The 20,955-nt window shown below is 74.2% G+C and carries 19 protein-coding genes; 11 read left to right on the forward strand and 8 right to left on the reverse strand.

What is annotated here, in order from left to right:
- Positions 1 to 370: 370 nt before the first annotated feature.
- Together ABZS66_RS49860 and ABZS66_RS49865 are read left to right on the forward strand one after the other, a co-directional pair.
- Entirely contained in the window at positions 371 to 1,732 is a 1,362-nt protein-coding gene (locus ABZS66_RS49860) for a DUF4832 domain-containing protein (RefSeq protein ID WP_354770100.1), read from the forward strand.
- The gene (locus ABZS66_RS49865; protein WP_354770101.1) at positions 1,729 to 4,389 is read left to right on the forward strand and encodes a DUF4832 domain-containing protein; all 2,661 of its coding nucleotides are present in this window, start codon (positions 1,729 to 1,731) and stop codon (positions 4,387 to 4,389) included. Before ABZS66_RS49860 ends, ABZS66_RS49865 begins: the two co-directional genes overlap by 4 nt.
- Positions 4,390 to 4,439: 50 nt before the next feature.
- On the opposite strand, the gene ABZS66_RS49870 is transcribed toward ABZS66_RS49865, so the two are convergent.
- Positions 4,440 to 4,844, reverse strand: coding sequence for a hypothetical protein (locus ABZS66_RS49870; protein WP_354770102.1), 405 nt, complete (start codon positions 4,842 to 4,844; stop codon positions 4,440 to 4,442).
- 216 nt (positions 4,845 to 5,060) lie between these two features.
- Between ABZS66_RS49870 and ABZS66_RS49875 the strand changes: the two genes are divergently transcribed.
- Positions 5,061 to 5,438 carry a hypothetical protein gene (locus ABZS66_RS49875; RefSeq protein ID WP_354770103.1) on the forward strand — a complete coding sequence of 126 codons (378 nt, stop codon included), beginning with the start codon at positions 5,061 to 5,063 and terminating at the stop codon, positions 5,436 to 5,438.
- 4 nt (positions 5,439 to 5,442) lie between these two features.
- A complete protein-coding gene (locus tag ABZS66_RS49880) occupies positions 5,443 to 5,919 on the forward strand; it encodes a nitroreductase/quinone reductase family protein (protein ID WP_354770104.1) in 477 nt (158 codons plus the stop codon).
- A gap of 606 nt (positions 5,920 to 6,525) precedes the next feature.
- Here ABZS66_RS49880 and ABZS66_RS49885 read toward each other — a convergent pair.
- From ABZS66_RS49885 to ABZS66_RS49900, 4 genes are read right to left on the reverse strand one after another with little or no spacing between them, the layout of a single operon-like run.
- Positions 6,526 to 7,716 carry an FtsX-like permease family protein gene (locus ABZS66_RS49885; RefSeq protein ID WP_354770105.1) on the reverse strand — a complete coding sequence of 397 codons (1,191 nt, stop codon included), beginning with the start codon at positions 7,714 to 7,716 and terminating at the stop codon, positions 6,526 to 6,528.
- Positions 7,713 to 8,393 carry an ABC transporter ATP-binding protein gene (locus ABZS66_RS49890; RefSeq protein WP_354770106.1) on the reverse strand — a complete coding sequence of 227 codons (681 nt, stop codon included), beginning with the start codon at positions 8,391 to 8,393 and terminating at the stop codon, positions 7,713 to 7,715. Before ABZS66_RS49890 ends, ABZS66_RS49885 begins: the two co-directional genes overlap by 4 nt.
- Positions 8,390 to 9,442, reverse strand: a complete 1,053-nt coding sequence (locus ABZS66_RS49895; protein WP_354770107.1) for a peptidoglycan-binding protein — start codon at positions 9,440 to 9,442, stop codon at positions 8,390 to 8,392. The genes ABZS66_RS49890 and ABZS66_RS49895 overlap by 4 nt, the downstream gene beginning before the upstream one ends.
- Positions 9,439 to 10,125: a hypothetical protein gene (locus ABZS66_RS49900; protein WP_354770108.1), complete on the reverse strand. Its 687-nt coding sequence runs from the start codon at positions 10,123 to 10,125 to the stop codon at positions 9,439 to 9,441. The genes ABZS66_RS49895 and ABZS66_RS49900 overlap by 4 nt, the downstream gene beginning before the upstream one ends.
- Positions 10,126 to 10,212: 87 nt before the next feature.
- Between ABZS66_RS49900 and ABZS66_RS49905 the strand changes: the two genes are divergently transcribed.
- From ABZS66_RS49905 to ABZS66_RS49935, 7 genes are all read left to right on the forward strand, one after another.
- Positions 10,213 to 10,860: a response regulator transcription factor gene (locus ABZS66_RS49905; RefSeq protein ID WP_354770109.1), complete on the forward strand. Its 648-nt coding sequence runs from the start codon at positions 10,213 to 10,215 to the stop codon at positions 10,858 to 10,860.
- Positions 10,857 to 12,074, forward strand: coding sequence for a HAMP domain-containing sensor histidine kinase (locus tag ABZS66_RS49910; protein ID WP_354770110.1), 1,218 nt, complete (start codon positions 10,857 to 10,859; stop codon positions 12,072 to 12,074). Before ABZS66_RS49905 ends, ABZS66_RS49910 begins: the two co-directional genes overlap by 4 nt.
- An 87-nt stretch (positions 12,075 to 12,161) precedes the next feature.
- A complete protein-coding gene (locus ABZS66_RS49915) occupies positions 12,162 to 13,364 on the forward strand; it encodes an ROK family transcriptional regulator (protein WP_354770111.1) in 1,203 nt (400 codons plus the stop codon).
- Positions 13,365 to 13,444: 80 nt separating this feature from the next.
- On the forward strand, positions 13,445 to 14,524 hold the full coding sequence (locus ABZS66_RS49920; RefSeq protein ID WP_354770112.1) for a substrate-binding domain-containing protein: 1,080 nt from the start codon (positions 13,445 to 13,447) through the stop codon (positions 14,522 to 14,524).
- Positions 14,521 to 15,258, forward strand: a complete 738-nt coding sequence (locus tag ABZS66_RS49925) for an ATP-binding cassette domain-containing protein (protein WP_354770113.1) — start codon at positions 14,521 to 14,523, stop codon at positions 15,256 to 15,258. The genes ABZS66_RS49920 and ABZS66_RS49925 overlap by 4 nt, the downstream gene beginning before the upstream one ends.
- On the forward strand, positions 15,255 to 16,397 hold the full coding sequence (locus ABZS66_RS49930; RefSeq protein WP_354770114.1) for a sugar ABC transporter permease: 1,143 nt from the start codon (positions 15,255 to 15,257) through the stop codon (positions 16,395 to 16,397). Before ABZS66_RS49925 ends, ABZS66_RS49930 begins: the two co-directional genes overlap by 4 nt.
- 26 nt (positions 16,398 to 16,423) lie before the next feature.
- Entirely contained in the window at positions 16,424 to 17,755 is a 1,332-nt protein-coding gene (locus tag ABZS66_RS49935; protein ID WP_354770115.1) for a GH1 family beta-glucosidase, read from the forward strand.
- 106 nt (positions 17,756 to 17,861) lie between these two features.
- Here the strand turns inward: ABZS66_RS49935 and ABZS66_RS49940 are convergent, their stop codons facing one another.
- The 3 genes from ABZS66_RS49940 to ABZS66_RS49950 form a co-directional block, all read right to left on the reverse strand.
- Positions 17,862 to 19,070: an ABC transporter permease gene (locus ABZS66_RS49940; protein ID WP_354770118.1), complete on the reverse strand. Its 1,209-nt coding sequence runs from the start codon at positions 19,068 to 19,070 to the stop codon at positions 17,862 to 17,864.
- A gap of 245 nt (positions 19,071 to 19,315) precedes the next feature.
- The gene (locus ABZS66_RS49945) at positions 19,316 to 19,975 is read right to left on the reverse strand and encodes an ABC transporter ATP-binding protein (protein WP_354770116.1); all 660 of its coding nucleotides are present in this window, start codon (positions 19,973 to 19,975) and stop codon (positions 19,316 to 19,318) included.
- Positions 19,972 to 20,955: efflux RND transporter periplasmic adaptor subunit (locus ABZS66_RS49950; protein WP_354770117.1), on the reverse strand; the 984-nt coding region annotated here is incomplete at its 5' end. The genes ABZS66_RS49950 and ABZS66_RS49945, both read right to left, overlap by 4 nt.

A 20,955-nucleotide genomic window follows, 5' to 3' on the forward strand; every position in this document is an offset into this window, starting at 1 on the left:
GGCCACGCCGACCCGGCCCGTGCCGTCGGCCCCGCTCCCGACGGCCCTCGATGCGCCGGCGACGGGCCCGGCGACGGGCCCGGCGACGGGCCCGGCGACGGGCTCGGCCATGGTCCTGGCGGGGGCCGGCGCCAGTCTGCCCGTTTTGCCGGGCTCGTCCGCGCCACCCGGCCGCCGTCCAGGTTGGGTCTTGCCAGCCGTCGCCGGGCGAATAATGATGTGCACAAGCGAAAGTTCATCTATAGCTCTTCGTATTGCGCGTCGGTACCAACGGGGCCGGCGGCACGATCTGCCGCGCCCACATCCCGATCGGCGTCGATGCGAACCACGGTCGTCCCCTCCCCCGCCGAGCCAACCGAGGAACACCGCCATGAGCAGAGCGCTCCGCCTCGCCGTCGCCGTGACGGCGGCCCTGACCCTCGCCGCGGGCACCCCCGCCGCGGCCCACCCGGCCCCCGGAAGTCCACAGTGGACGACGCTGGCCCACGCCCCGGCGCCGGCCGGCAACCCGCTCAAGGGCTTCATGCCGTACGCCGGCGACTACGCGACCTTCCCGTACAGCATGGAGTGGTTCTACCTGCCGCTGCGCGACGTGATGACCGGCCCCCGGCAGTTCCGCTGGGACGCCCTCGAACGGCAGCTCGACGCCATCGCCGCCCGCGGTCACCAGGCCGTCTTCCGGTTCTACCTGGACTACCCGGGCAAGCCGACCGGCATCCCGCAGTACCTGCTCGACCAGGGCCTGGTCACCCGCAGCTACCCGGACTTCGGCAACAACGGCGTCAGCGTCGCCCCCGACTACGACGACCCGCGCCTCGTCGCGGCCCTGGAGAACTTCATCACCGCCTTCGGCCGCCGCTACGACGGCGACCCGCGCATCGGGTTCGTCACGCTCGGCCTCATCGGCTTCTGGGGTGAGTGGCACACCTGGCCCTACGACGGCTGGACCCAGCCCGTGAACTGGATGCCGGCCACCGACGTCCTCGTCAAGGTGCTCGGCCGGTACGAGGCGGCGTTCAACCGGACGCGACTGCTGGCCCGCTATCCCAGCGCCGAGAACAGGGACCTGAACATCGGCTACCACGACGACTCGTTCGCCTTCGAGACGCTCCCGCCGACGTCGTGGCACTTCGTGCAGCGGCTCATCGACAACGGCGTCACCGGGAAGTGGCGGCAGGAGCCGGTCGGCGGCGAGCTGCGGCCGGAGATCCAGAGCTGCCTGTGGGACGCGCCGGTCAGCTGCGGCCAGTACGAGGACTACGCCGAGTCGGTCGCCCAGACCCACGCCTCGTGGCTGCTCAACCAGGCCGCGTTCGACCCGGGCTTCACCGGCGACAAGTACGACCGCGCGGTCGTCGCGTCGCAGGCGCTCGGCTACGAGCTGACCGTCACGTCGGCGGCGCTCGCCCGCGACCGGGTGTCGGTCCGGGTGGGCAACCTCGGCACCGCCCCGTTCTACTACGACTGGCGCACCGAGCTGGCCGCCGTCGACGGCAAGGGCCGTGTCGTGCGGCGCTGGGGCACCCCGTGGACGCTGACCGGCATCCAGCCCGGCGCGGACCCGACCCAGCTGACCGCCCGCATCGACACCCACGGCCTGCGCGACGGGCGGTACACGATCGTCATGCGGGTGGCCAACCCCCTGCCGGGCGGCGTCCCGCTGCGGTTCGCCAACGCGAGCCAGGACGTCCGCTCGGGCTGGCTCGACCTGGGCACGGTGACCGTCCGATGATCCGCCGGCTCACGGCAGCCCTGGTCGCCGCCGCCCTGATCCTCACGCCCACCGCGGCGCTCGCCGCGCCCGCCGGTCCCCCGCCCCGGCCGGCCGCCGGGCCCGGCCCCGACACCAGCCTGACGACGCACACCTACGCCTACGCCGACGCGCCGCTCGGGCAGCCGCTGAAGGGCTTCGCGCCCTACCTGTTCCCCGGCGACAACCTGTCCACGAAGTACCCCGGCGGGCTGGTCTGGAGCTACTTCGCGCTCAACGAGGTGATGAAGGACCCGGCCAGCTGTACCGCGTTCGACTGGAGCGTCTTCGAGAAGGCGCTCGACGAGGCCGCGGTCTGGGGCCGCCAGGTCGCCTTCCGGTTCTACCTCGAGTACCCCGGCGGCAGCGGCACCCACCCGGGCAACGGCATCCCGCCCTGCCTGAACGGCAAGATGGCGCTGCGCACCAACGGGTTCTGGGGCACCGTCAGCCCCGACTACGACGACCCCGACGTCGTCGCCGCGCTGGTCGGCTTCATCAACGCCTTCGCCGCCCGGTACGACCGCGCCGGCGCCGGCGGCACCGCCGACCCGCGCATCGGGTTCATGTCGCTCGGCCTGGTCGGCCTGTGGGGCGAGTGGCACACCTGGCCCTACGACCGCGACACCGCCGACGGCTATCCCGACCTGATGCCCACCGACGCCACCATCCGCACCATCATCGGCGCCTACGACAGCGCCTTCGACAACATCCAGCTCGAGGTGCGCTACCCCCTGGCCGGCACCGAGACCGCGAACATCGGCTTCCACGACGACTCGTGGCCGTACAAGGAATGGCGCAACGGCCAGCTCAAGGGCATGACCCTGCCGAAGTCGATGAACGGCTGGGACGACGCGTTCCTGCAGCTCCAGCTCGACACCGGCACCGAGAACCGCTGGGTCACCCAGTCCATCGGCGGCGAGGCCCGCCCGGAGATCCAGGGCAGCCTCTACGCCGGCTGGCCCGGCGGGAACAACCAGGTCGACGACGTCCTCGCCGCGACCGAGCTCACCCACATCACCTGGATGATCAACCAGACCGGCGCCGGCGGCTACAGCACCAGCGACCCGAACGTCGCCGCGGGCGCGCGGAAGATGGGCTACAACCTGCACATCCCGCAGGCCAACTTCAACGCGACCGCGGGCGGCACGTTCAAGGTCGGCGTCACCATGCAGAACACCGGCGTCGCGCCGTTCTACTACCCGTGGACGACCGTCATCGGCCTGCGCGACGCGTCCGGCGCGATCGTCAAGACCTGGGACACCAGCTGGGACCTGCGCCAGGTGCAGCCGCTGAAGATCCGGGCGTTCCCCGACTGGGGCGTGGGCGCCGACCCCACGTACCTCGACTACGGCCGCCCGGTCAACTTCTCCGCCACCCTCAGCGCCGCCGGCGTGCCGGCCGGCTCGTACAGCCTGGTGCTGAAGGTCCGCAACCCCCTGGAGGCGGTCACCCCCGACGTCCTGCGCGCCCGTCCGGCCGCCAGCCGGCTCACCGACTGGGTCATCGACCAGTGGCGGCCCCGCCTCCCGCTGTCCTTCGCCAACGCGAACCAGGGCACCGACGGGTGGGTCGACCTCGGCACCATGTCGACGACCGGGGTGTGCACGGGCGACTGTGCGGCGCCATCGGTACCGCCGAATCTCGCGGTCGCCGGCGTGACCGACACGACGGTGACGCTGTCGTGGACGGCCTCGACCGACAACGTCGGCGTCACCGGCTACCAGGTGTGGCGGGACGGCGTGCTGGCCGGCACGCCGGCGGGCACGACGTTCACCGACACCGGCCGCGCGCCGGGCCGGACCTACCAGTACACGGTCCGCGCGCTCGACGCGGCCGGCAACGTCTCCGGCCCGTCGGCGACCGTGCCGGCGACGACGACCGGCTGCTCGGGCGACTGCACGGCACCGAGCACGCCGGTGCTGTCGTCCCCGGGGAAGACCGACACGACGGTGACGCTGTCGTGGACGGCCTCGACGGACAACGTCGGCGTCACCGGCTACGAGGTGTACCGCGGCACGACCCTGGTCGGCAGCCCCGCGGGGACGACGTTCACCGACACCGGCCTCACCGCGTCGACGGCGTACGGCTACACCGTGAAGGCGCGCGACGCCGCCGGGAGCCGCTCGGCGGCCAGCAACACGGTCACCGTCACCACGAACGCCACGCCGCCACCGCCGGCCGGGCTGGTGCTGGACAACTTCGACGGCAGCCCCGCCTACCCGTCGGCGGCCCAGAACGACCTGGGTAGGTGGACGGGTGGCAACTGCTTCCTCGACGGCGGCGGCTCCGGCGTCGTCACGGGCGGTGCGCTGAGCCTGCGGTACAACAACTGCGGCTGGTTCGGCTCCGACGTCGGCGTCGACCTCAGCACCCGCACCTACCTGGTGATCCGGGTCAGGGGTGCGGCCGGCGGCGAGCAGACCCACTTCAACCTCGGCCTCGGCGGCACCACGAAGGTCTTCGCCGACTTCACCCTCGACGGCGGCGCCCACCCGGTGATCACGACCGCCTACCAGGACATCCGCATCCCGCTGGCCGCCAACGGCATCAACCGCAACTCGCCGTCCCAGCTGGCCATGGGCTTCTGGTTCGGCGGCAGCTCCACCCTCACGATCGACCACATCACGTTCGAGTAGCCCTCCGTGCGGTGCCGGGTGCCCAGCCGGGCGCCCGGCACCGTGCCGGGTCAGCGGGTGCAGGCCTCGTAGGCCTGCTGGTAGCCCTCGTCGCCCGTCACGTCGGTGCCGGCGATCGCCTGGTACGTCCCGTCGCGGTAGCCGTAGCCGGGCTTCGCGCCCGTCGACGCGTCGATCTGGAACAGGAACCGGCCGTCGCGGCACTCGAAGCCGGTCATGACCCGGACGTCACCCTTCGCGTCGGCGCAGCCCTGGGCCCCCTCCGCCGAGGGATACACGATCTTCTTGCCGGGCTGGAACACGTCGGCGCACTTCGGCCGGCTCTTGCCGGCCGCCGGGGCGGCGCCGCCGCCGGTGCCGCCGGTGCCGCCCGGCGCTGCCGGGTCGTCGCCGCAGCCGGCCAGGACGAACAGCAGGGCCACGGCGGGCAGGGTCCGTGGGAGAGTCCGGCGCATCAGGTCCTCCAAGGGGTCGGCCGCGCCGTGATCGTGCCCGGCCCGCCCCTCCCCGGGCCACCGGGTCACCCGTCGGCGGTAGGCCGTCCGCCGATGGCGTTCCGGCTCAGCACCGCCCGGTTCACGAGGGTGCCGATCGGCCCTCCTCCCGGGTGCCGTTCGCCTCCGGCGCCCAGCGGCCGCGTGCGGCATCGTGGGTGACGAGGAGGTACGTCGATGACCGGGACACCAACCGCCGGCAGCGCAACGGTCGCCGGCGCGGACGGCACCGTCGTGGTCGTCCTCGACGACCGGCACGGCCGCCGCGCCCGTCCCGTCGCCGCGGTCGCGGTGCGGGCGGACGGCACGGTCCGCGTCGCGCCGGTCGTCGACGTGCAGCGCCTCGCGCTGTACGCGGTGGCTGCGGCCGCCCTCACCGCCGCCGGTGCCGCGCTCACCCTCCGGGGCCGCGGCCCGTCGATCCGCACCGTCCACATGGGACCCGGGGGCTGGGTGAGCCTCAAGGGAACGCCGGCCCCGCCCCTGCGCGCGGCTCCCGCCCGCCGGCCCTGGTGGGCAAGGCTGCTGCGGGCCCGCCGGCTGGTCGTGGAGTGACACGATGAAACGCTGGTTCTATTCGGACGAGGAGCTCCGCGCCATGTACCGCGGTGGGCGCGGCAACACGACCGCCCGCCGGTTCGCGCGGTTCTGGGCGGCGGTGCTCGGCACCGGCCTGTTCCCGCGGCGCTGGGTGACGCTGGAGGTCGCCGGGCGGCGCACCGGCCGGGTCACCCGGTTCCCGCTCGGCATGGCCGACGTGGACGGCGAGTGGTACCTCGTGTCGATGCTCGGCGAGGAGTGCGACTGGGTCCGCAACGTTCGCGCGGCGGGCGGCCGGGTGACGATCCGCCACGGGCGCGCCCGGGCGCGGCAGCTCCGCGAGGTGCCGGTCGCGCAGCGGGCGCCAATCCTGCGGCGGTACCTGCGGAAGGTGCCCGGCGCCCGGCCGCACGTGCCGGTCGCTCCCGGCGCCCCTCTCGCGGACTTCGCGGCGATCGCCGCCCGGTACCCGGTCTTCCACGTCGAACCGGGCTGACCCGGCTGACCCATTAGGAGCGGACGGCGGCAAGGCCGCCCACGACGACCGCGACGGGCGCCACGGACGCCACGGACGCCACGGTGCCGGCTCAGCCCGGCTTGGCGAGCATCGGTGCGCCGCATGAGCCGTCCGATCCCGGGATCGCTCTGGAATGGCGGGAGTGCGTCCACGGCCGATTGCGGTCCGGCTTGCGTTCGGTCGGTCGACCGACCAAATGGTCGCCCTTTCCTTATGGGCGTGCTTTCCGTCGGTCGGTCGACCGACCGACCGGGCCTTTCCATCGGTCGGTCGACCGACCAAATGATCGGGGTTTCCCTCGGTCGATCGACCGACCAAATGGTCGCCCTTTCCCTCGGTCGATCGACCGACCGATCTCGCGCTTTCTCTCGGTCGGTCGACCGACCGACCAGATGGTCGCGCTTTCCCTCGGTCGATCGACCGACCGAATGGTCGCCCTTTCCCTCGGTCGGTCGACTGACCGAATGATCGCGCCTTCCCTATGGGCGTGCTTCGGTCGGTCGACCGACCGACCGATCGGGCTTTCCGTCGGTCGGTCGACCGACCGAGCGCGCTTTCCCTTGGTCGGTCGACCGACCGGATCGGTCAGAGCGTGCGGAGCGCGTCCGCTGGAGGGAGGCGGGCCGCCCGCGCCGCCGGGTACAGGCCGGCCAGCGTGCCCACCAGGAGCGCAGCGGCCAGGCCGGCCAGCAGCGTCTTCGGCGGGATCGCCGTCGGGTTGCCCGCCAGGCGGGCCGCGACCAGCGTCGCCAGGCAGCCCAGCCCCAACCCCGCCAGCCCTCCCACGACCGCCAGCAGCGCCGACTCCAGGAGGAACTGCGCCGCAACGTCGCGGCGGCGGGCGCCGAGGGCGCGGCGCAGGCCGATCTCAGCCCGGCGTTCCAGGACCGAGATCACCATGATGTTCGCGATGCCCACCCCCGCGATCAGCAGCGCGATCGCCCCCAGGGCCAGGAACAGGCCGACGAACGCGTTCTTCGCCTGCAAGCGGGCCACGATCAGGTCCGACGGGCGCTGGACCTGCACGTTGCGCGGGTTCTCCGGGTACGCCGTCGGTCCCAGCACCGCCGCGACCGCCGCCACCCGGTCCGGGTGGACGCGCAGGTAGATGCGGGTGGGCACGCCGCCCAGGCCGAACCAGCGGTCCGCGACGCCGAAGCTGACCAGCGCCGCGGTGTCGATCTCCGGCGCGACGTCGACGCGGTCGAGGACGCCGATGACCGTGAAGTAGCGGCCGGCGATGAACACCTGGGTCTGCGCGTCCAGGCGGTCGATGCCCAGGCTCCGCGCCGCGGAGTAGCCGAGCACCGTCTCGGGGTACTGCTCGGCGACCGCGCCGAGGTACGAGCCGCGCAGCATCCGCGCCGACAGCGTGGCCGGCAGCGACGGCTGCGCCGCAAGGACGATGATGCCGTTGGTGTTCTGGGGCGGGATGCGGTCGGTGCGGCGGACCGTGGCGCCGTCGATGTTGCCGACCGCGGTGGTCGCCAGGACCGGCGGGATGCGGGCGATCATGGCCTGGGCCGTCAGGGGCAGCGGGGTGGGCCGGCCGTCGAAGGTCTGGCCGGTCGCGACCGTGAGCAGGTTGCCCTGCCGGCCGAGCTCGTCGAGCAGCTGCCGCTTCGAGGACTCCGCCACGCCCTGGACGGCGACCAGCGCGGCGATGGCGATGGCGATCCCGAGCGCCGACAGGATCGAGCGCGTTCGACGGGCGCGGATTCCGGCGGTACCGATGGACACCGCGTCGGCGGCCCGCAGGCGGCTGCGCAGGCTCATGCGGCGCCGCCCGAGTCGTCGACAATGCGCCCGTCCTCCAGCCGGATCCGGCGCGCCATGGCCTCGGCGACGGCGGCGTTGTGCGTGATGAGCACGACCGTGGTGTCGCCCAGCGAGGCGAGCAGGCGCACGATCTCGCGGCCGTTCGCGGTGTCGAGGTTGCCCGTCGGCTCGTCGGCGAGCAGGACCGCCGGGCGGCCCGCGACCGCCCGGGCGATCGCCACCCGCTGCCGCTCGCCGCCCGACAGCTGGGCGGGCCGGTGCCGCATCCGGTCGGCGAGCCCGACCCGCTCCAGCGCCCGGGTGGCGTGCTCGCGGCGGGCGGTGGCGGGCATCCCGCGGTACACGAGACCGGTCGCCACGTTGTCGAGCACGGTGAGATGGTCGAGCAGGAAGAACTGCTGGAACACGAACCCGATGTGCCAGGCCCGCACCGCGGACAGCTGCGGGTCGGACATCGTGGACGTGTCGGTGCCGGCGATGCGGACGGTGCCGGCGGTGGGGCGTTCGAGCGTGCCGAGGATGCTCAGCAGCGTCGACTTGCCGGCCCCGGACGCGCCGGTGACGGCGACGGTCTCGCCGGCGGTCACCGTGAGGTCCACATCGGACAGTGCGGTGACGGTGGTCGGCGGCGGGTAGGTCTTGGCGACGCCCCGCAGCTCCAGCGCGGCGGTCATGACGACGGTACCTCCACTTCGTCCCCCTCCTGCAGGTCGCCGGAGCTGACCTCGACCAGCGTGTCGGTGAACAGCCCGGTCGTGACGGCGATGAGGGCGCGGACGGCGCCGGCCCGCTTGTAGACGCCGTAGCCGCCGCCGGCCAGGGCGACCAGCGCCGTGACCGGCACCGCGAGGACGGCGGTGACCGTCTCGTCGGTGATGCCGACCTGTACCGGTGCCCGGTCGAGGTTGGCGCCGACCTGCGGGTCGTCGAGGGTGACGAGGCCGGGGACGGTGACCTGGGGGCCGCGGCCGTTGTCGGGCTGTGGCGCGTCGGCGACGGGCGAAAGGAAGGCGACCCGCCCGGGCACCTTGCGGTGGTCGGGCAGCGTGACGGTCACCCGGTCGCCCGCGTGGATGAGGTACGTCTGGCCGGCCGGCACGGCGATCGTGACGACGGCCGTCGTTGAGGTGGCGGTGAGCAGCGGCTCCCCGCCGCGCAGCGCGCTGCCGAGCTTCGCGGTGACGGTGGTGACCCGGATCGGGCCGGGCTGGAAGGTGATCGCGCCGAGCTCGACGCGGCCGGTGACGGCCTGCCCGGTCGCCCGCTGCCAGCGCCGGATCGCCGTGGCGGTCGCCGTGGTGAACCGGCTGTCGGCCGCGGCGAGGTGGCCGAGGGCCGCCAGGTTGTCCTCCAGTGCCCGCACGTCGAGGCCGGCGGTCATCCCGGCGGTGAACGGGCGGAACGCCGGGCGGTCGGCGTAGAACAGCCGGACCGGCCGGTTGTCGACCTCGAACACCGGCTCGTCGCGGGCGATCACCTTGCCCGGCTCGGGCAGCGCGGTGAGCGTGCCGCCGGCGCCCTGGGGGATGACGGTGTAGTCGCCGCGGTACCCCAGTGCGCCCGACACCTGGGTGATGGTGGACAGGTCGGTCCGGGTCACCTTGGCGGTCGCGGTCGGTACCTCGGCGGAGGCCGGGACGGGTGAGCTCGGCAGCCGCCAGGCGAGCCAGCCGCCGGCGGCGGTGACGGCGGCCGCGGCCGTGAGGATCGTGCGCCGTCTCATTCCGCGAGGCTCCCCAGGCTGGAGGCGCGCGCCTCTTCGTCGAGGACCGGCCGGCAGGTGTCCATCGCGTGCCTGACCGTCGGGTCCTCCTTGTCGCCGGGCAGGTCCTCCGGGTGCATCCCGAACCCGTGCCCGGGGGTGAAGAGGTCGTTGGCGGTCGGGTCGCGGAAGTTGGGCAGGCCGTTTGCCCGCATGCACCGGGCCGACTTCACCCCGGCCTGGACCAGCTTCGGCGGGGCCGGGGCCTGCCCGTCCGGCACGAGCTCCGCGGTGACGATGAGGTCGTGGCAGGCCTCCGCGGCGGCCCGGATGGTGTTCATCTCGGCCGCCTGGAGGCTGCGGGCGTCGGTGTACACGTGGCCGTCCGCGGTCAGCACCGGGTCCTTGTAGGTCGGGATGCCGTGCTGGCGGATGCACTCGGCCGCAGCATGCAGCGCGTTCTTGCGCGTGTCGCCGGTCGCCCCGGCGCAGGTCGGCTGGTAGCCGGTGTTGTCGCCCGAGCCTTGTTTCTCGTCGCCGGTCATCAGGCTCAGGCCGTTGGCGGCGCTCAGGCAGCCGCCGGCGGCCGGCGGCGACGACTGGCCGGTCGCACCCAGGTTCGGCACGTCAGGCGGCGCGCCGCCGCTGCACGCGGTCAGCGCCGCGACGGCGATCGTCGCGGCGGTGAGCAGTCCGATTCTCATGACCGTCAGGTGTACGCGCGGGCCGGTGACACTGGCGCTACCCGGCGTGTCGGACCGATGTCATCTCCGGTGGCGCACAATGTCGGCATGCGGGTGCTGGTGGTCGAGGACCATGCGACGCTGGCCGAGCGGATCGGCGAGGGGCTGCGCGACGCCGGCATGGCGGTCGACGTGGTGCACGACGGCGCGGCCGCGCTGACCCGGGCCGCCGAGACCGGCTACGACGTCGTCGTGCTGGACCGGGACCTGCCGGTCGTCCACGGCGACCAGGTGTGCCGGTCGCTCGCCGCCGCGGACGGCGCGCGCATCCTCATGCTGACCGCCGCGTCCGGGGTCGACGACCGGGTCGACGGGCTGGAGCTGGGCGCCGACGACTACCTGGGCAAGCCGTTCGCGTTCCACGAGCTGGTCGCCCGGGTGCGGGCCCTCGCGCGGCGGGCCCCGTCGGCGCCGCCGGTGGTGCAGCGCGGGGACCTGACCGTCGACCGGGCCCGGCACCGGGCCAGCCGCGCCGGCCAGCCGCTGTCGCTGACCCGCAAGGAGTTCGGCGTGCTGGAGATGCTCATCGCCGCCGACGGGGCGGTGGTCAGCGCCGAGGACCTCCTGGAGCACGTCTGGGACGCGCACGCCGACCCGTTCAGCAACGTCGTCTCGGTCACCCTGGCCCGGCTGCGGCGCAAGCTCGGCGCGCCGCCGCTCATCGAGACCGTCGTCGGCAAGGGCTACCGGCTGTGAGACGGCCCCGGCTCACCGTCCGGGTGCGGCTGACGCTGCTGTACACGGTGCTGTTCGCGGCCTGCGGCACCGCGCTCATCGCGATCACGTACGGGCTGCTCGCGGCCAACCTGCCCGAGATCGACGGCCTGGTGGTCGGCGAGAACGGCCGGATGACCACCCCGGTCGACGACAAGGGGGAGATACCGCCCGCCGAGTTCCTCGAGGCTTGCAAGCGGGTCTTCAACGGCGAACCGGCCGACGAGCCCAACCTGCGGGTCAAGTGCCAGAAGGCGTACGAGGAGGGGATCATCGTCGGCGCCCGGACCCAGCGGAACGCGACCCTGGACTCGCTGCTGTGGCAGTCGGGGCTGAGCCTCGGCGCGGCGACCCTGCTGGCCGCCGTGGGCGGCTGGTTCGTCGCCGGGCGGGTCCTGCGCCCCGTGCACCGGCTGACCGCCGCCGCGCTGGCCGCCTCCGAGCACAACCTGTCGGCCCGGGTGGCCCTCGGCGGGCCGCGCGACGAGCTGCGCGAGCTGGCCGACACGTTCGACCGGATGCTCGACCGGCTGGAGCGCTCGTTCGACGGGCAGCGGCAGTTCATCGCCAACGCCAGCCACGAGCTGCGCACCCCGCTGACCGTCATGCGCGCGACCGTCGACGTGGTCCTGGCCAAGCCGCACGCGACCGAGGCCGAGCTGCGGCGGATGGCGCGCGACATCCGGGTCGCGGTCGACCACGCCGAGACCCTGATCGGGGCGCTGCTGACCCTCGCCCGCACCGACCGGGGCCTGGTCGTCCGCGAGCCGACCGACCTGGCCACGGTCGCCGAGGACGTCCTCGACGGCACCGACCTGCGCGACCGCCGGGCCAGCCTGGACCTGGACCCGGCCCCGACGACGGGCGACCCGGTCCTGCTGGAGCGCCTCACCGCGAACCTGGTCGACAACGCGGTCCGCTACAACGTGCCCGGCGGCGAGGTCCGCCTGGCGACGTCTACTGTGGACGGCCACGTGCGGCTGGAGGTGTCGAACCACGGCCCGGTGGTGGCCCCGGAGGCGGTCGGCGCGCTGTTCCAGCCGTTCCGGCGGCTGCACGACCGCACCGGTACCGATGGCTTCGGCCTGGGCCTGGCGATCGTCGCCTCGATCGCCCAGGTGCACGGCGGCGCCGTCGACGCCGACCCGCTCCCGGAGGGCGGCCTGCGCGTCACCGTGACCCTGCCGCGGACCTGACCGCCGGCCGGCCGGGCCGGCCGGGGTCTTGTGCGGCTACTTTTTTCAGACTATAAAACAATCATTGAACCAATGATTGGAGGGTCTGTGGCGAAGAAGGCCTCGGTCAAGGACGTGCGGCGGCGCAACCGGGCGCTGATCCTGCGGCACGTCTGGCTGCACGGGCCCACCTCACGCAGCGAGGTCGGGGCGGCCACCGGGCTCTCCCCGGCCACCGTGACCAACGTGATGAACGAGCTCCTCGCCGAGGGCGCCGTCCGCGAGGAGGGCTTCCTCGACTCGGAGGGCGGCCGCCGCCGCGCCATCGTCAGCGTGGCGCACGACGCCGCGCTGGTCGTCGGCGCGGACGTCGGCGAGACCCAGATCGCCGTCGACGTGTTCGACCTCGGCCTCAACCGGCTCGCCAGCCGCGTGTACCCGTTCAAGGGCCGCCGCATCGAGGTCGGCGAGGCCCGCACGGCCATCACCGACCAGGTCACGTCGATGCTCGCCGAGCTCGGCGTCGACGGGCGGCGGGTGCTCGGCCTCGGGCTCGGCGTGCCCGGCATCGTCGAGGAGGACCGGCAGGTCGTGCACGCCGAGGTCGTCGGCTGGCACGGCGCCGACTTCTCCGGCTTCGGCGACCACCTCGGCATCCCGGCCTACATCGACAACGGCGCCAAGTCCACGACCCAGGCCGAGGCCTGGTACGGCGCGGCCCGCGACACCGACCACGCCGTCATGGTGCTCATCGGCGAGGGCGCCGGGGCCGGCATCATCACCGACGGCCGGCTGTACCGCGGCTCGTCCAGCAGCGCCGGCGAGTGGGGCCACACGAAGATCAGCCTCGACGGCCCGCACTGCCGGTGCGGGCGGGCCGGCTGCGTCGAGACGTTCGTCGGCGCGTCCGCCGTGCTGAACCAGTGGCGCGGCCCCGACGAGACCTGGCTCGGCCGCGAGACCGAGGGCGTGGACGCGATCCTCACCGCCTGGCGCGACGGCGACCCCGCCGCGCGGCGCGCGATCGACGGCCTCGTCCGGCACCTCGGGCTCGCCCTGTCGAACCTGGTCAACCTGTACAACCCCGAGAAGATCATCGTCGGCGGCTGGTTCGGCGACCGGATCGCCGCCGAGCTGCTCGGCGACCTCCAGGCCGCCGTGCGCGCGTACGCCCTCGATCAGCCGGGCGGCGAGGTCGTCCTGGTCCGCTCCCAGCTCGGCCCCGAGGCGGCCGTCCTCGGCGCGGCCACCCTGCCGATCAGCCAGTTCATCGAGTCGGGCGCCGGCGTCGACCGCCTGACCACCCCCTGACCACCGCCTGACACACACCCCACCCCCGCCGCCGGCCGAGCCGGTGGCGCGGTCAAGCACACCCTCGGAAAGGACACCCCATGCTGCGCCGATTACTCGCCCCGGCCGCCCTGGCCCTGGCCCTCTCCCTCACCGCCTGCACGCAGGGCTCGCCCGCGACCGAGAACGCCGACGGCAAGGACCTCGCCATCGCGTTCCTGATGCCCTGCTCGACCTGCGCCGACCGGTTCGAGAGCAAGGACAAGCCGTACTTCGAGGAGGCCGTGAAGGCCATTGACCCCACCATCAAGGTGATCGCCGGCAACGCCCAGGGCGATGCCGCGGTACAGCTGCAACAGGCCGAGTCCGCCCTGACCAACGGCGCGAAGGTGATCATGGTCAGCCCGTTCACCGCCGAGGCCGGCGCGGCGATCGTCGCCAAGGCCGGTGCCGCCGGCGCCAAGGTGATCGCCTACGACGGGGCGATCGAGGGCGCGGTGCCCGCCGCCTACGTCTCGTTCCAGAACGAGAAGGTCGGCGAGCTGCAGGGCCGGTACCTGCTGGACAAGCTGCCGCCGGGCGCCACCGTCGCGATGATCAACGGCGACATCACGTCGGCGCCGGGCCGGGAGTTCAAGGCCGGCGCGCACAAGGTCCTCGACCCGGCGTTCGCCTCCGGACGGCTCAAGCTCGGGTACGAGTCCGACACCCCCGGCTTCGACCCGGCCAAGGGCCAGGCGGCGATGGAGCAGGGGCTGACCAAGCTCGGCGACGACGTGCAGGGCGTCATCGCCCCCAACGACGGCCTGGCCAACGCCGTCATCACCGCGCTCACCGCCCGCAAGCTCAACGGCAAGGTCCTGGTGACCGGGCAGGACGCGACCGACGCCGGGCTCGGCAGCATCATGGCCGGCAACCAGTCGATGACGGTGTACAAGTCGATCCGCGCCGAGGCGACGGCGGCCGCGAAGATCGCGGTGGCCCTCGCGAAGGGCGACACCGCCGGGGCGACCCAGCTGACCACCAGCACCGTGGACAACGGCACCGGCAAGGTTCCGGCGGTACTGCTGGACCCGGTCGCCGTCACCCGGGACAACATCGCCGACGTGGTGATCAAGGACGGGTACACCACGAAGGACAAGATCTGCGCGGGACTGGCGGCCGACAAGTGCGGTCTGTGAGTCCCCCGACCCTCGAGCTCCGCGGCGTCGTCAAGCGGTACGGGCGCGTCGCGGCGCTCACCGACGTCGGCTTCACGGCCACCGCCGGCGAGGTGGTGGCCCTGGTCGGCGACAACGGGGCCGGCAAGTCGACGCTCGTCAAGGCGATCGCCGGCACCCACCGCATCGACGCCGGACAGATCCTGCTCGACGGCGAGCCGGTCACCGTCGGCTCGCCGGCCGAGGCCTCGGCGCTCGGCATCGAGACCGTCTACCAGGACCTGGCCCTGTGCGACAACCTCGACGTGACCGCCAACCTGTACCTCGGCCGCGAGCGCCGGCGCCGCCACTCGCTGCTGCTGGACCGGGAGGCGATGCAGGCGCACGCCGCGGCCGTCATCGCCGACCTCTCCGCGCACCTGCCGGACCTCGCCACGCCGGTCGCGGCGCTGTCCGGCGGCCAGCGGCAGGCGATCGCGGTCAGCCGCGCCGCCCTCTGGGGCTCGCGGATCGTGCTGCTCGACGAGCCCACCGCGGCGCTCGGCGTGGCGCAGACGGCGATGGTGTACGACCTCGTGCGCCGCCTGCGCGACCGCGGCCTCGCCGTCGTCGTCATCTCGCACAACATGGCCGACGTGTTCGCCGTCGCCGACCGGATCACCGTGCTGCGGCTGGGCCGCAACGCCGGCGAGTTCCGGCCCGATCGGGACACCACCGACGACGTGGTCGCCGCCATCACCGGGAGCCGGTCGTGATCCGGCGGGCGGGCGGGACCACCACCGTCCTGCTCGGGCTCGTCGTGGTGTGGGGGTTCTTCCAGGTCCGCAACGACAACTTCCTCTCCGCGCGGAACCTGTCGAACCTCCTGCTGCAGATCGCGGTGCTCGGCACCCTCGCCGTCGGCATGGTGATGGTGCTCGTCCTCGGCGAGATCGACCTGTCGGTCGGCGCCGTCGCCGGCGTCAGCGCCGCGGTCCTGGCCCGGCTGCTCGCCGACCACGGGGCACCGGCCGGGCTCGCCATGGCCGCGGCCCTGCTCACCGGCGCGGTGATCGGCCTCGTCCACGGCCTGGTCATCACCTCGGCCGGGATCCCGTCGTTCATCATCACGCTCGCCGGCCTGCTCGTCTGGCAGGGCGTCCAGCTCGCCCTGGTCGGCGACGGCGGGCAGATCCCGATCCGGGACACCACGATCCGCTCGATCGCGTCGAGCTACGTCGTGCCCGCCTTCGGGTGGGTCCTCGCGCTGCTCGTCGTCGCCGGCTTCGCCGGCCTGCGGGCCGTGCGGCGCGCCCGCCGGGCCCGGCACGGCCTGGCCAACCCGCCGCTGCTCCACGAGGCCCCCGCGGTGGCCGCCGTGGCGGTGTTCGCCGCCGCGGTCACCTGGCTGCTCAACTCGTACTTCGGGATCCCCTGGGTCTTCGTGCTCCTGCTGCTGCTCGTGGGCGGCGCCGGCGTGCTCATGACGGGCACCGCGTTCGGCCGGCACGTGACCGCGATCGGCGGCAACCGGGAGGCGGCCCGCCGCGCCGGCATCCCGGTCGCCCGGACCGTGGTCGTCGTGTTCGTGCTCGTCTCCGCGATCGCCGCCCTGGCCGGCGTCGTGGAGGCGTCGCGGCAGTTCTCCGCGTCCAACGCGCTCGGCGGCGGCACCCTGCAGCTCAACGCGATCGCCGCGGCCGTGATCGGCGGGACCAGCCTGTTCGGCGGCCGCGGCCGGATCTACCACGCGATCCTCGGCGCGCTCGTGGTCGGCAGCGTGCAGAACGGCCTCGACCTGCTCGGCGAGCCGGCCGCCGTGAAGAACATCGCCACCGGCGTCATCCTCGTCGTCGCCGTCGTGCTCGACGCGGTGAGCCGCCGCCGGCGCCTCGCCCGCGGCGCCTCCGATTGAGCAGGACTGATCAGAAAGGCTCCATCATGCGCTTTCCCGACGGTTTTCTCTGGGGTGCGGCCACCGCCGCGTACCAGATCGAGGGCGCCGTCACCGAGGACGGCCGCGGACCGTCCATCTGGGACACGTTCAGCCACACGCCGGGAGCGGTCCTGCGCGGCGACACCGGCGACGTCGCCTGCGACCACTACCACCGCTGGCGCGAGGACCTCGACCTGCTCGGCGAACTGGGCGTCGGGGCCTACCGGCTCTCGGTCGCGTGGCCCCGGGTCGTGCCGGCCGGCGCGGGCCCCGTCAACCCGGCCGGCCTCGACTTCTACGAGCGCCTGGTCGACGGGCTGCTGGAGCGCGGGATCACCCCGATGCTGACGCTGTACCACTGGGATCTCCCGCAGGCGCTCCAGAACGCCGGCGGCTGGGCGAACCGGGACACCGCCGCGCACTTCGCCGACTACGCCGCGGTCGTCCATCGCCGCCTGGGCGACCGGGTGCCGTACTGGCTCACCCTGAACGAACCGTACTGCTCGGCCGTCGTCGGGCACCTCGACGGCCGCCACGCGCCCGGCGTGCGCGACGAGCGGACCGCCGTGACCGCGGTACACCATCTGCTGTTGGCTCATGGGAAGGCCGTCGCGGCGCTCAGAGCCGGCGGCGTGACCGGGAAGGTCGGCATCACCTGCAACCTGACCTCGGTCCACCCGGCCTCCGGCGACCCGGCCGACGTGGCCGCGGCGCGCCGGCTCGACCTGCACGAGAACCGGATGTACCTCGACCCGCTGTTCCGCGCGGCCTACCCCGATGACGCCTCGGCCCACTACGCGGCGGTGACCGACTTCGGCTTCGTCCGGGACGGCGACCTCGACCTGATCGCGGCGCCGCTGGACTTCTTCGGCATCAACTACTACGAGCGCCACCACGTCCGCGCCGACCCGGCCGACCCTTCCCGCGGCTGGCAGCGGGTGCCGCCCGCGCGCCCGACCGTGACGGGGATCGGCGTCCACCCGGAGGGCCTTTCCGAGATCCTGGAGCGGGTGTCCGCTGAGTACACCCCCCTGCCGCTGGTGGTGACCGAGACCGGCCTGGCGCTGCACGACTACGCCGGGCCGGACGGGGAGATCGCGGACGACGAACGGATCGCGTTCTTCGAGGGCCACCTGCGCGCGGTGCACGGGGCCCTGAGCCGCGGTGTGCCGCTGCTGGGCTTCTTCCCGTGGTCGTTCCTGGACAACTTCGAGTGGGCGTCGGGCTACGGCGTGCGCTACGGCCTCTACTACGTCGACTACCCGACGCAGCGGCGGACCCCGAAGCGCAGCGCCCGCTGGTACGCGTCGGTGATCCGGGCCAACGGCCTACCCTGAAGCAACCCGCGGGGCCGGCACTCTTGCGGCGTGCCGGCCCCGCGGGCCCTTCGGTCGGTCGACCGACCGGACCCGTGCCACGCGCAACCGCCGCCGGCGTCGTGGGTCACGGTGCGGACAGTGCCTCGGTCGGGGACAGGCGGGCCGCGCGTACCGCCGGGTACAGGCCCGCGGCGCCGCCGATCAGCACCGTCGCCGCCAGTGCGCCGGCCGTCGCCCACGTCGGGACCACGGAGGGCCAGGCCTGGTAGCCGGCGTACCCGGCCGTGACGGCGACGCCCAGCAGGACGCCGCCCGCACCGCCCAGCGCCGACAGCAGCAGCGACTCCGTCAGGAACTGCAGCCGGACCTGGCCGCGGGTCGCGCCCAGTGCGCGGCGCAGGCCGATCTCGCCGCGGCGTTCCAGCACCGAGATCACCATCGTGTTGGCCACCCCGACGCCGCCGACGAGGAGGGCCACGCAGCCCAGGCCCAGCAGCAGCGCCGTCAGTGTCTCGCCCACCGCGCGGCGGGCGGCCAGGACGTCCGACGGTCTGGACACCGCCACCGTGCCCGGTGCGGACGGGTTCGCCGTGGCGGCCAGGACCGCGCGGACGGCTTCGACCTGCTGGTCGCGGCACCGGAGGTACACCGTCGTCGGGTGGCCGTCGAAGCCCAGGGCCGTGACCGCCACGTCCCAGCCCACCAGGACGGCGGCGTCCAGCTCCGGGGCCAGCGGGATCGGGTCGAGGACGCCGACGACCGTGAACCGGGCCGATCCCACGAGCAGCGACGTCAGCGGGCTCGGGTGGCCGATGCCCAGCCGGGCCGCGGCCACCGCGCCGAGGACGGCCGCCGGGTAGCGGGCGGTCGCGGCGTTGAGCCAGGTGCCGGCGCGGACCGTGGCGCCGACCGTGGACGGCAGGCTCAGCCGGGCGGCGAGGACAACGAGGCCGTTGGTCTCGGCCTTCGGGATGCGGTCGGTGCGGTACACGCGGGCCGACTCGACCCGGCCGGTCGCGGCGACCGCCGTGACGGGGGCGATGCGGCCGATCATCGGTTCGGCCGAGTCCGGCAGCGTGGCCGGCCGGCCGAGCAGGGTCTGGCCGGGGGCGACGGTGAGCAGGTTGGTACCGAGCGCGGCGAGCCGCCGGTCGAGCTCGGCCTGCGACGACGACGAGATGCCGACGACGGCCACCATCGCCGCGATGCCGATCGCGACGCCGAGCGCCGAGAGCAGCGCCCGGGCGGGCCGGGTGCGCAGGCCGGCCCCGCCCACCCGCACGACGTCGGCCGGCGCGAGCCGCGCCGGGGACAGCCGGTCCGGCCGCCGCACCAAAGCGAACCGGCCCGCGGACACGCCGGTCGGCCGCCGCACCCAAGCGAGCCAGGCCGGGACCAGCCCGGCCGGCCGTCGCGCCCAAGCGAGCCAGGCCAGGACCAGGCCGGCCAGCCGTCGCGCCCAAGCGAGCCGGGCCGGGACCACGCCGGCCAGCCGTCGCGGCCGAGCGAACCGGGCCGGAACCAGGCGCGTCACGGCGCCTTCAGTGCGCGGGCGACGCCGGCGGAAGAACCGGCGGCTCACGGCGCCTCCTCCAGGCGGCCGTCGCGCAGGCGGACCTGGCGGTCCAGGCCGGCGGCGAGGTCGCGGTCGTGGGTGATGACCACGACCGTGGTGCCGGCCCCGTGCAGCTCCCGCAGTACCGCCAGGACACCCTGGCCGGCCGCCGAGTCCAGGTTGCCGGTCGGCTCGTCGGCGAGCAGCAGCGGCGGGTCGCCCACGACCGCGCGGGCGATCGCCACCCGCTGCCGTTCGCCGCCGGAGAGCCGGTGCGGCTCGTGGCCCAGGCGGTGGCCGAGGCCGACGCGGTCGAGCGCGGCCGCCGCCCGGTCGCGGCGCCGCCGCAGCGGCACACCGGCGTACAGCAGTCCGTCGGCGACGTTGTCCAGGGCCGGCACACCGGCGGCCAGGTGGAACTGCTGGAACACGAACCCGATCCGGGTCGCCCGCAGCGCGGAGCGCTGCCGGTCGGTCAGCGCCGACAGGTCGTGGCCGGCGACGCGGACCAGCCCGCCGGTCGGGCGGTCGAGCGCGCCGAGCATGTGCAGCATCGTCGACTTGCCCGAGCCGGACGGGCCGACGACACCGACGAGCTCCCCCGCGGCGATGCGGAGCGTGACGCCGGCGAGGGCGTGGACGCCGCCGGGGTACACCTTGGTCACCTCGACCAGCTCGATCATGCCGGCATCCCGACGACGAGGCCCTCGCGCAGGGCGGCGCCGGTGACCTCGACCCGGCCGCCGGCGAACAGGCCCGTCTCGACCCGGACGACGTGCGTGGCCGCGCCGTCGACGACCTCGACGCCGTAGCCGCCGTCGGCGAGCGCGACGAGGGCCGCGACCGGCACGGTCAGCACGTCCCGGCGCTCGGCGGCGGTGAACACGACGGTGACCACGGCGGCCTCGAGGCCCGCGACGGCCGCCGGGTCGGCGAGGCGCACCCGCGTCTCGATCCGGGTCTCGGGCGGCGCGTCCGACCCCGCAGGCTGCTCGACGACCGTCGCGACGCGCTCGACCCGGCCGCCGGTGGGGCGCCCGTCGGGCAGCCGCACGGTGACCGCGGCGCCGGCCCGGGCGAGCCGCTGCTTCGACACGTCGAGCAGCACGGTGACGCTTCGATCGGTCCCGGTGTACCGCAGCAGCTCGTCACCGCCGCCGGTGGACGCGTTCACGCCGGCCGTCAGGGCGGCGACCCGGATCGGGCCGGGGGCGAACAGCACCCGGCCCAGCTCGACCGCGCCGGTGCGGGGCAGGCCCAGGTCGCGCTGCCAGCGGCGCACGGCGGCGGCCGTGAACCCGCCGTAGCCGAGGGCGGCCAGGTTGTCCCGCAGCTGGCGCGCGTCGGCGCCGGTGACGCCCGGCGTGAGCGTGCGGTACGCGGCGATGTCACCGTAGAGCAGCACGACGGGCGTGTCGTCGACGCGGTATACGGCCTGGCCGCGGGTGATGACGTCGCCGGTGAGCGGCATCCGAGTGACGACGCCTTCGACGCGGCCGGCGAGGGTCGTCTCGGCGCCGTAGCCGAGGGTGCCCGCCTGCTCGTAGGTGTCGACCATGGTCTGGCGGGTCACCTCGGCGGTGGCCGGCGGCATCCCGGCGCGCCGGTCGCCGCTCCCGTCGCCCGCGCGGCCGACGCGCAGGCCGCCGGCGGCCGCGGCGGC

The organism is Dactylosporangium sp. NPDC005572, from assembly GCF_040605515.1.
Lineage (GTDB): Bacteria > Actinomycetota > Actinomycetes > Mycobacteriales > Micromonosporaceae > Dactylosporangium.

Bases quoted from the DNA above. Each gene is read 5' to 3' on its own strand.
- ABZS66_RS49860 (WP_354770100.1), top strand. From the start codon at position 371: ATGAGCAGAGCGCTCCGCCTCGCCGTCGCCGTGACGGCGGCCCTGACC.
- ABZS66_RS49865 (WP_354770101.1), top strand. From the start codon at position 1,729: ATGATCCGCCGGCTCACGGCAGCCCTGGTCGCCGCCGCCCTGATCCTC.
- ABZS66_RS49870 (WP_354770102.1), bottom strand. From the start codon at position 4,844: ATGCGCCGGACTCTCCCACGGACCCTGCCCGCCGTGGCCCTGCTGTTC.
- ABZS66_RS49875 (WP_354770103.1), top strand. From the start codon at position 5,061: ATGACCGGGACACCAACCGCCGGCAGCGCAACGGTCGCCGGCGCGGAC.
- ABZS66_RS49880 (WP_354770104.1), top strand. From the start codon at position 5,443: ATGAAACGCTGGTTCTATTCGGACGAGGAGCTCCGCGCCATGTACCGC.
- ABZS66_RS49885 (WP_354770105.1), bottom strand. From the start codon at position 7,716: ATGAGCCTGCGCAGCCGCCTGCGGGCCGCCGACGCGGTGTCCATCGGT.
- ABZS66_RS49890 (WP_354770106.1), bottom strand. From the start codon at position 8,393: ATGACCGCCGCGCTGGAGCTGCGGGGCGTCGCCAAGACCTACCCGCCG.
- ABZS66_RS49895 (WP_354770107.1), bottom strand. From the start codon at position 9,442: ATGAGACGGCGCACGATCCTCACGGCCGCGGCCGCCGTCACCGCCGCC.
- ABZS66_RS49900 (WP_354770108.1), bottom strand. From the start codon at position 10,125: ATGAGAATCGGACTGCTCACCGCCGCGACGATCGCCGTCGCGGCGCTG.
- ABZS66_RS49905 (WP_354770109.1), top strand. From the start codon at position 10,213: ATGCGGGTGCTGGTGGTCGAGGACCATGCGACGCTGGCCGAGCGGATC.
- ABZS66_RS49920 (WP_354770112.1), top strand. From the start codon at position 13,445: ATGCTGCGCCGATTACTCGCCCCGGCCGCCCTGGCCCTGGCCCTCTCC.
- ABZS66_RS49935 (WP_354770115.1), top strand. From the start codon at position 16,424: ATGCGCTTTCCCGACGGTTTTCTCTGGGGTGCGGCCACCGCCGCGTAC.
- ABZS66_RS49945 (WP_354770116.1), bottom strand. From the start codon at position 19,975: ATGATCGAGCTGGTCGAGGTGACCAAGGTGTACCCCGGCGGCGTCCAC.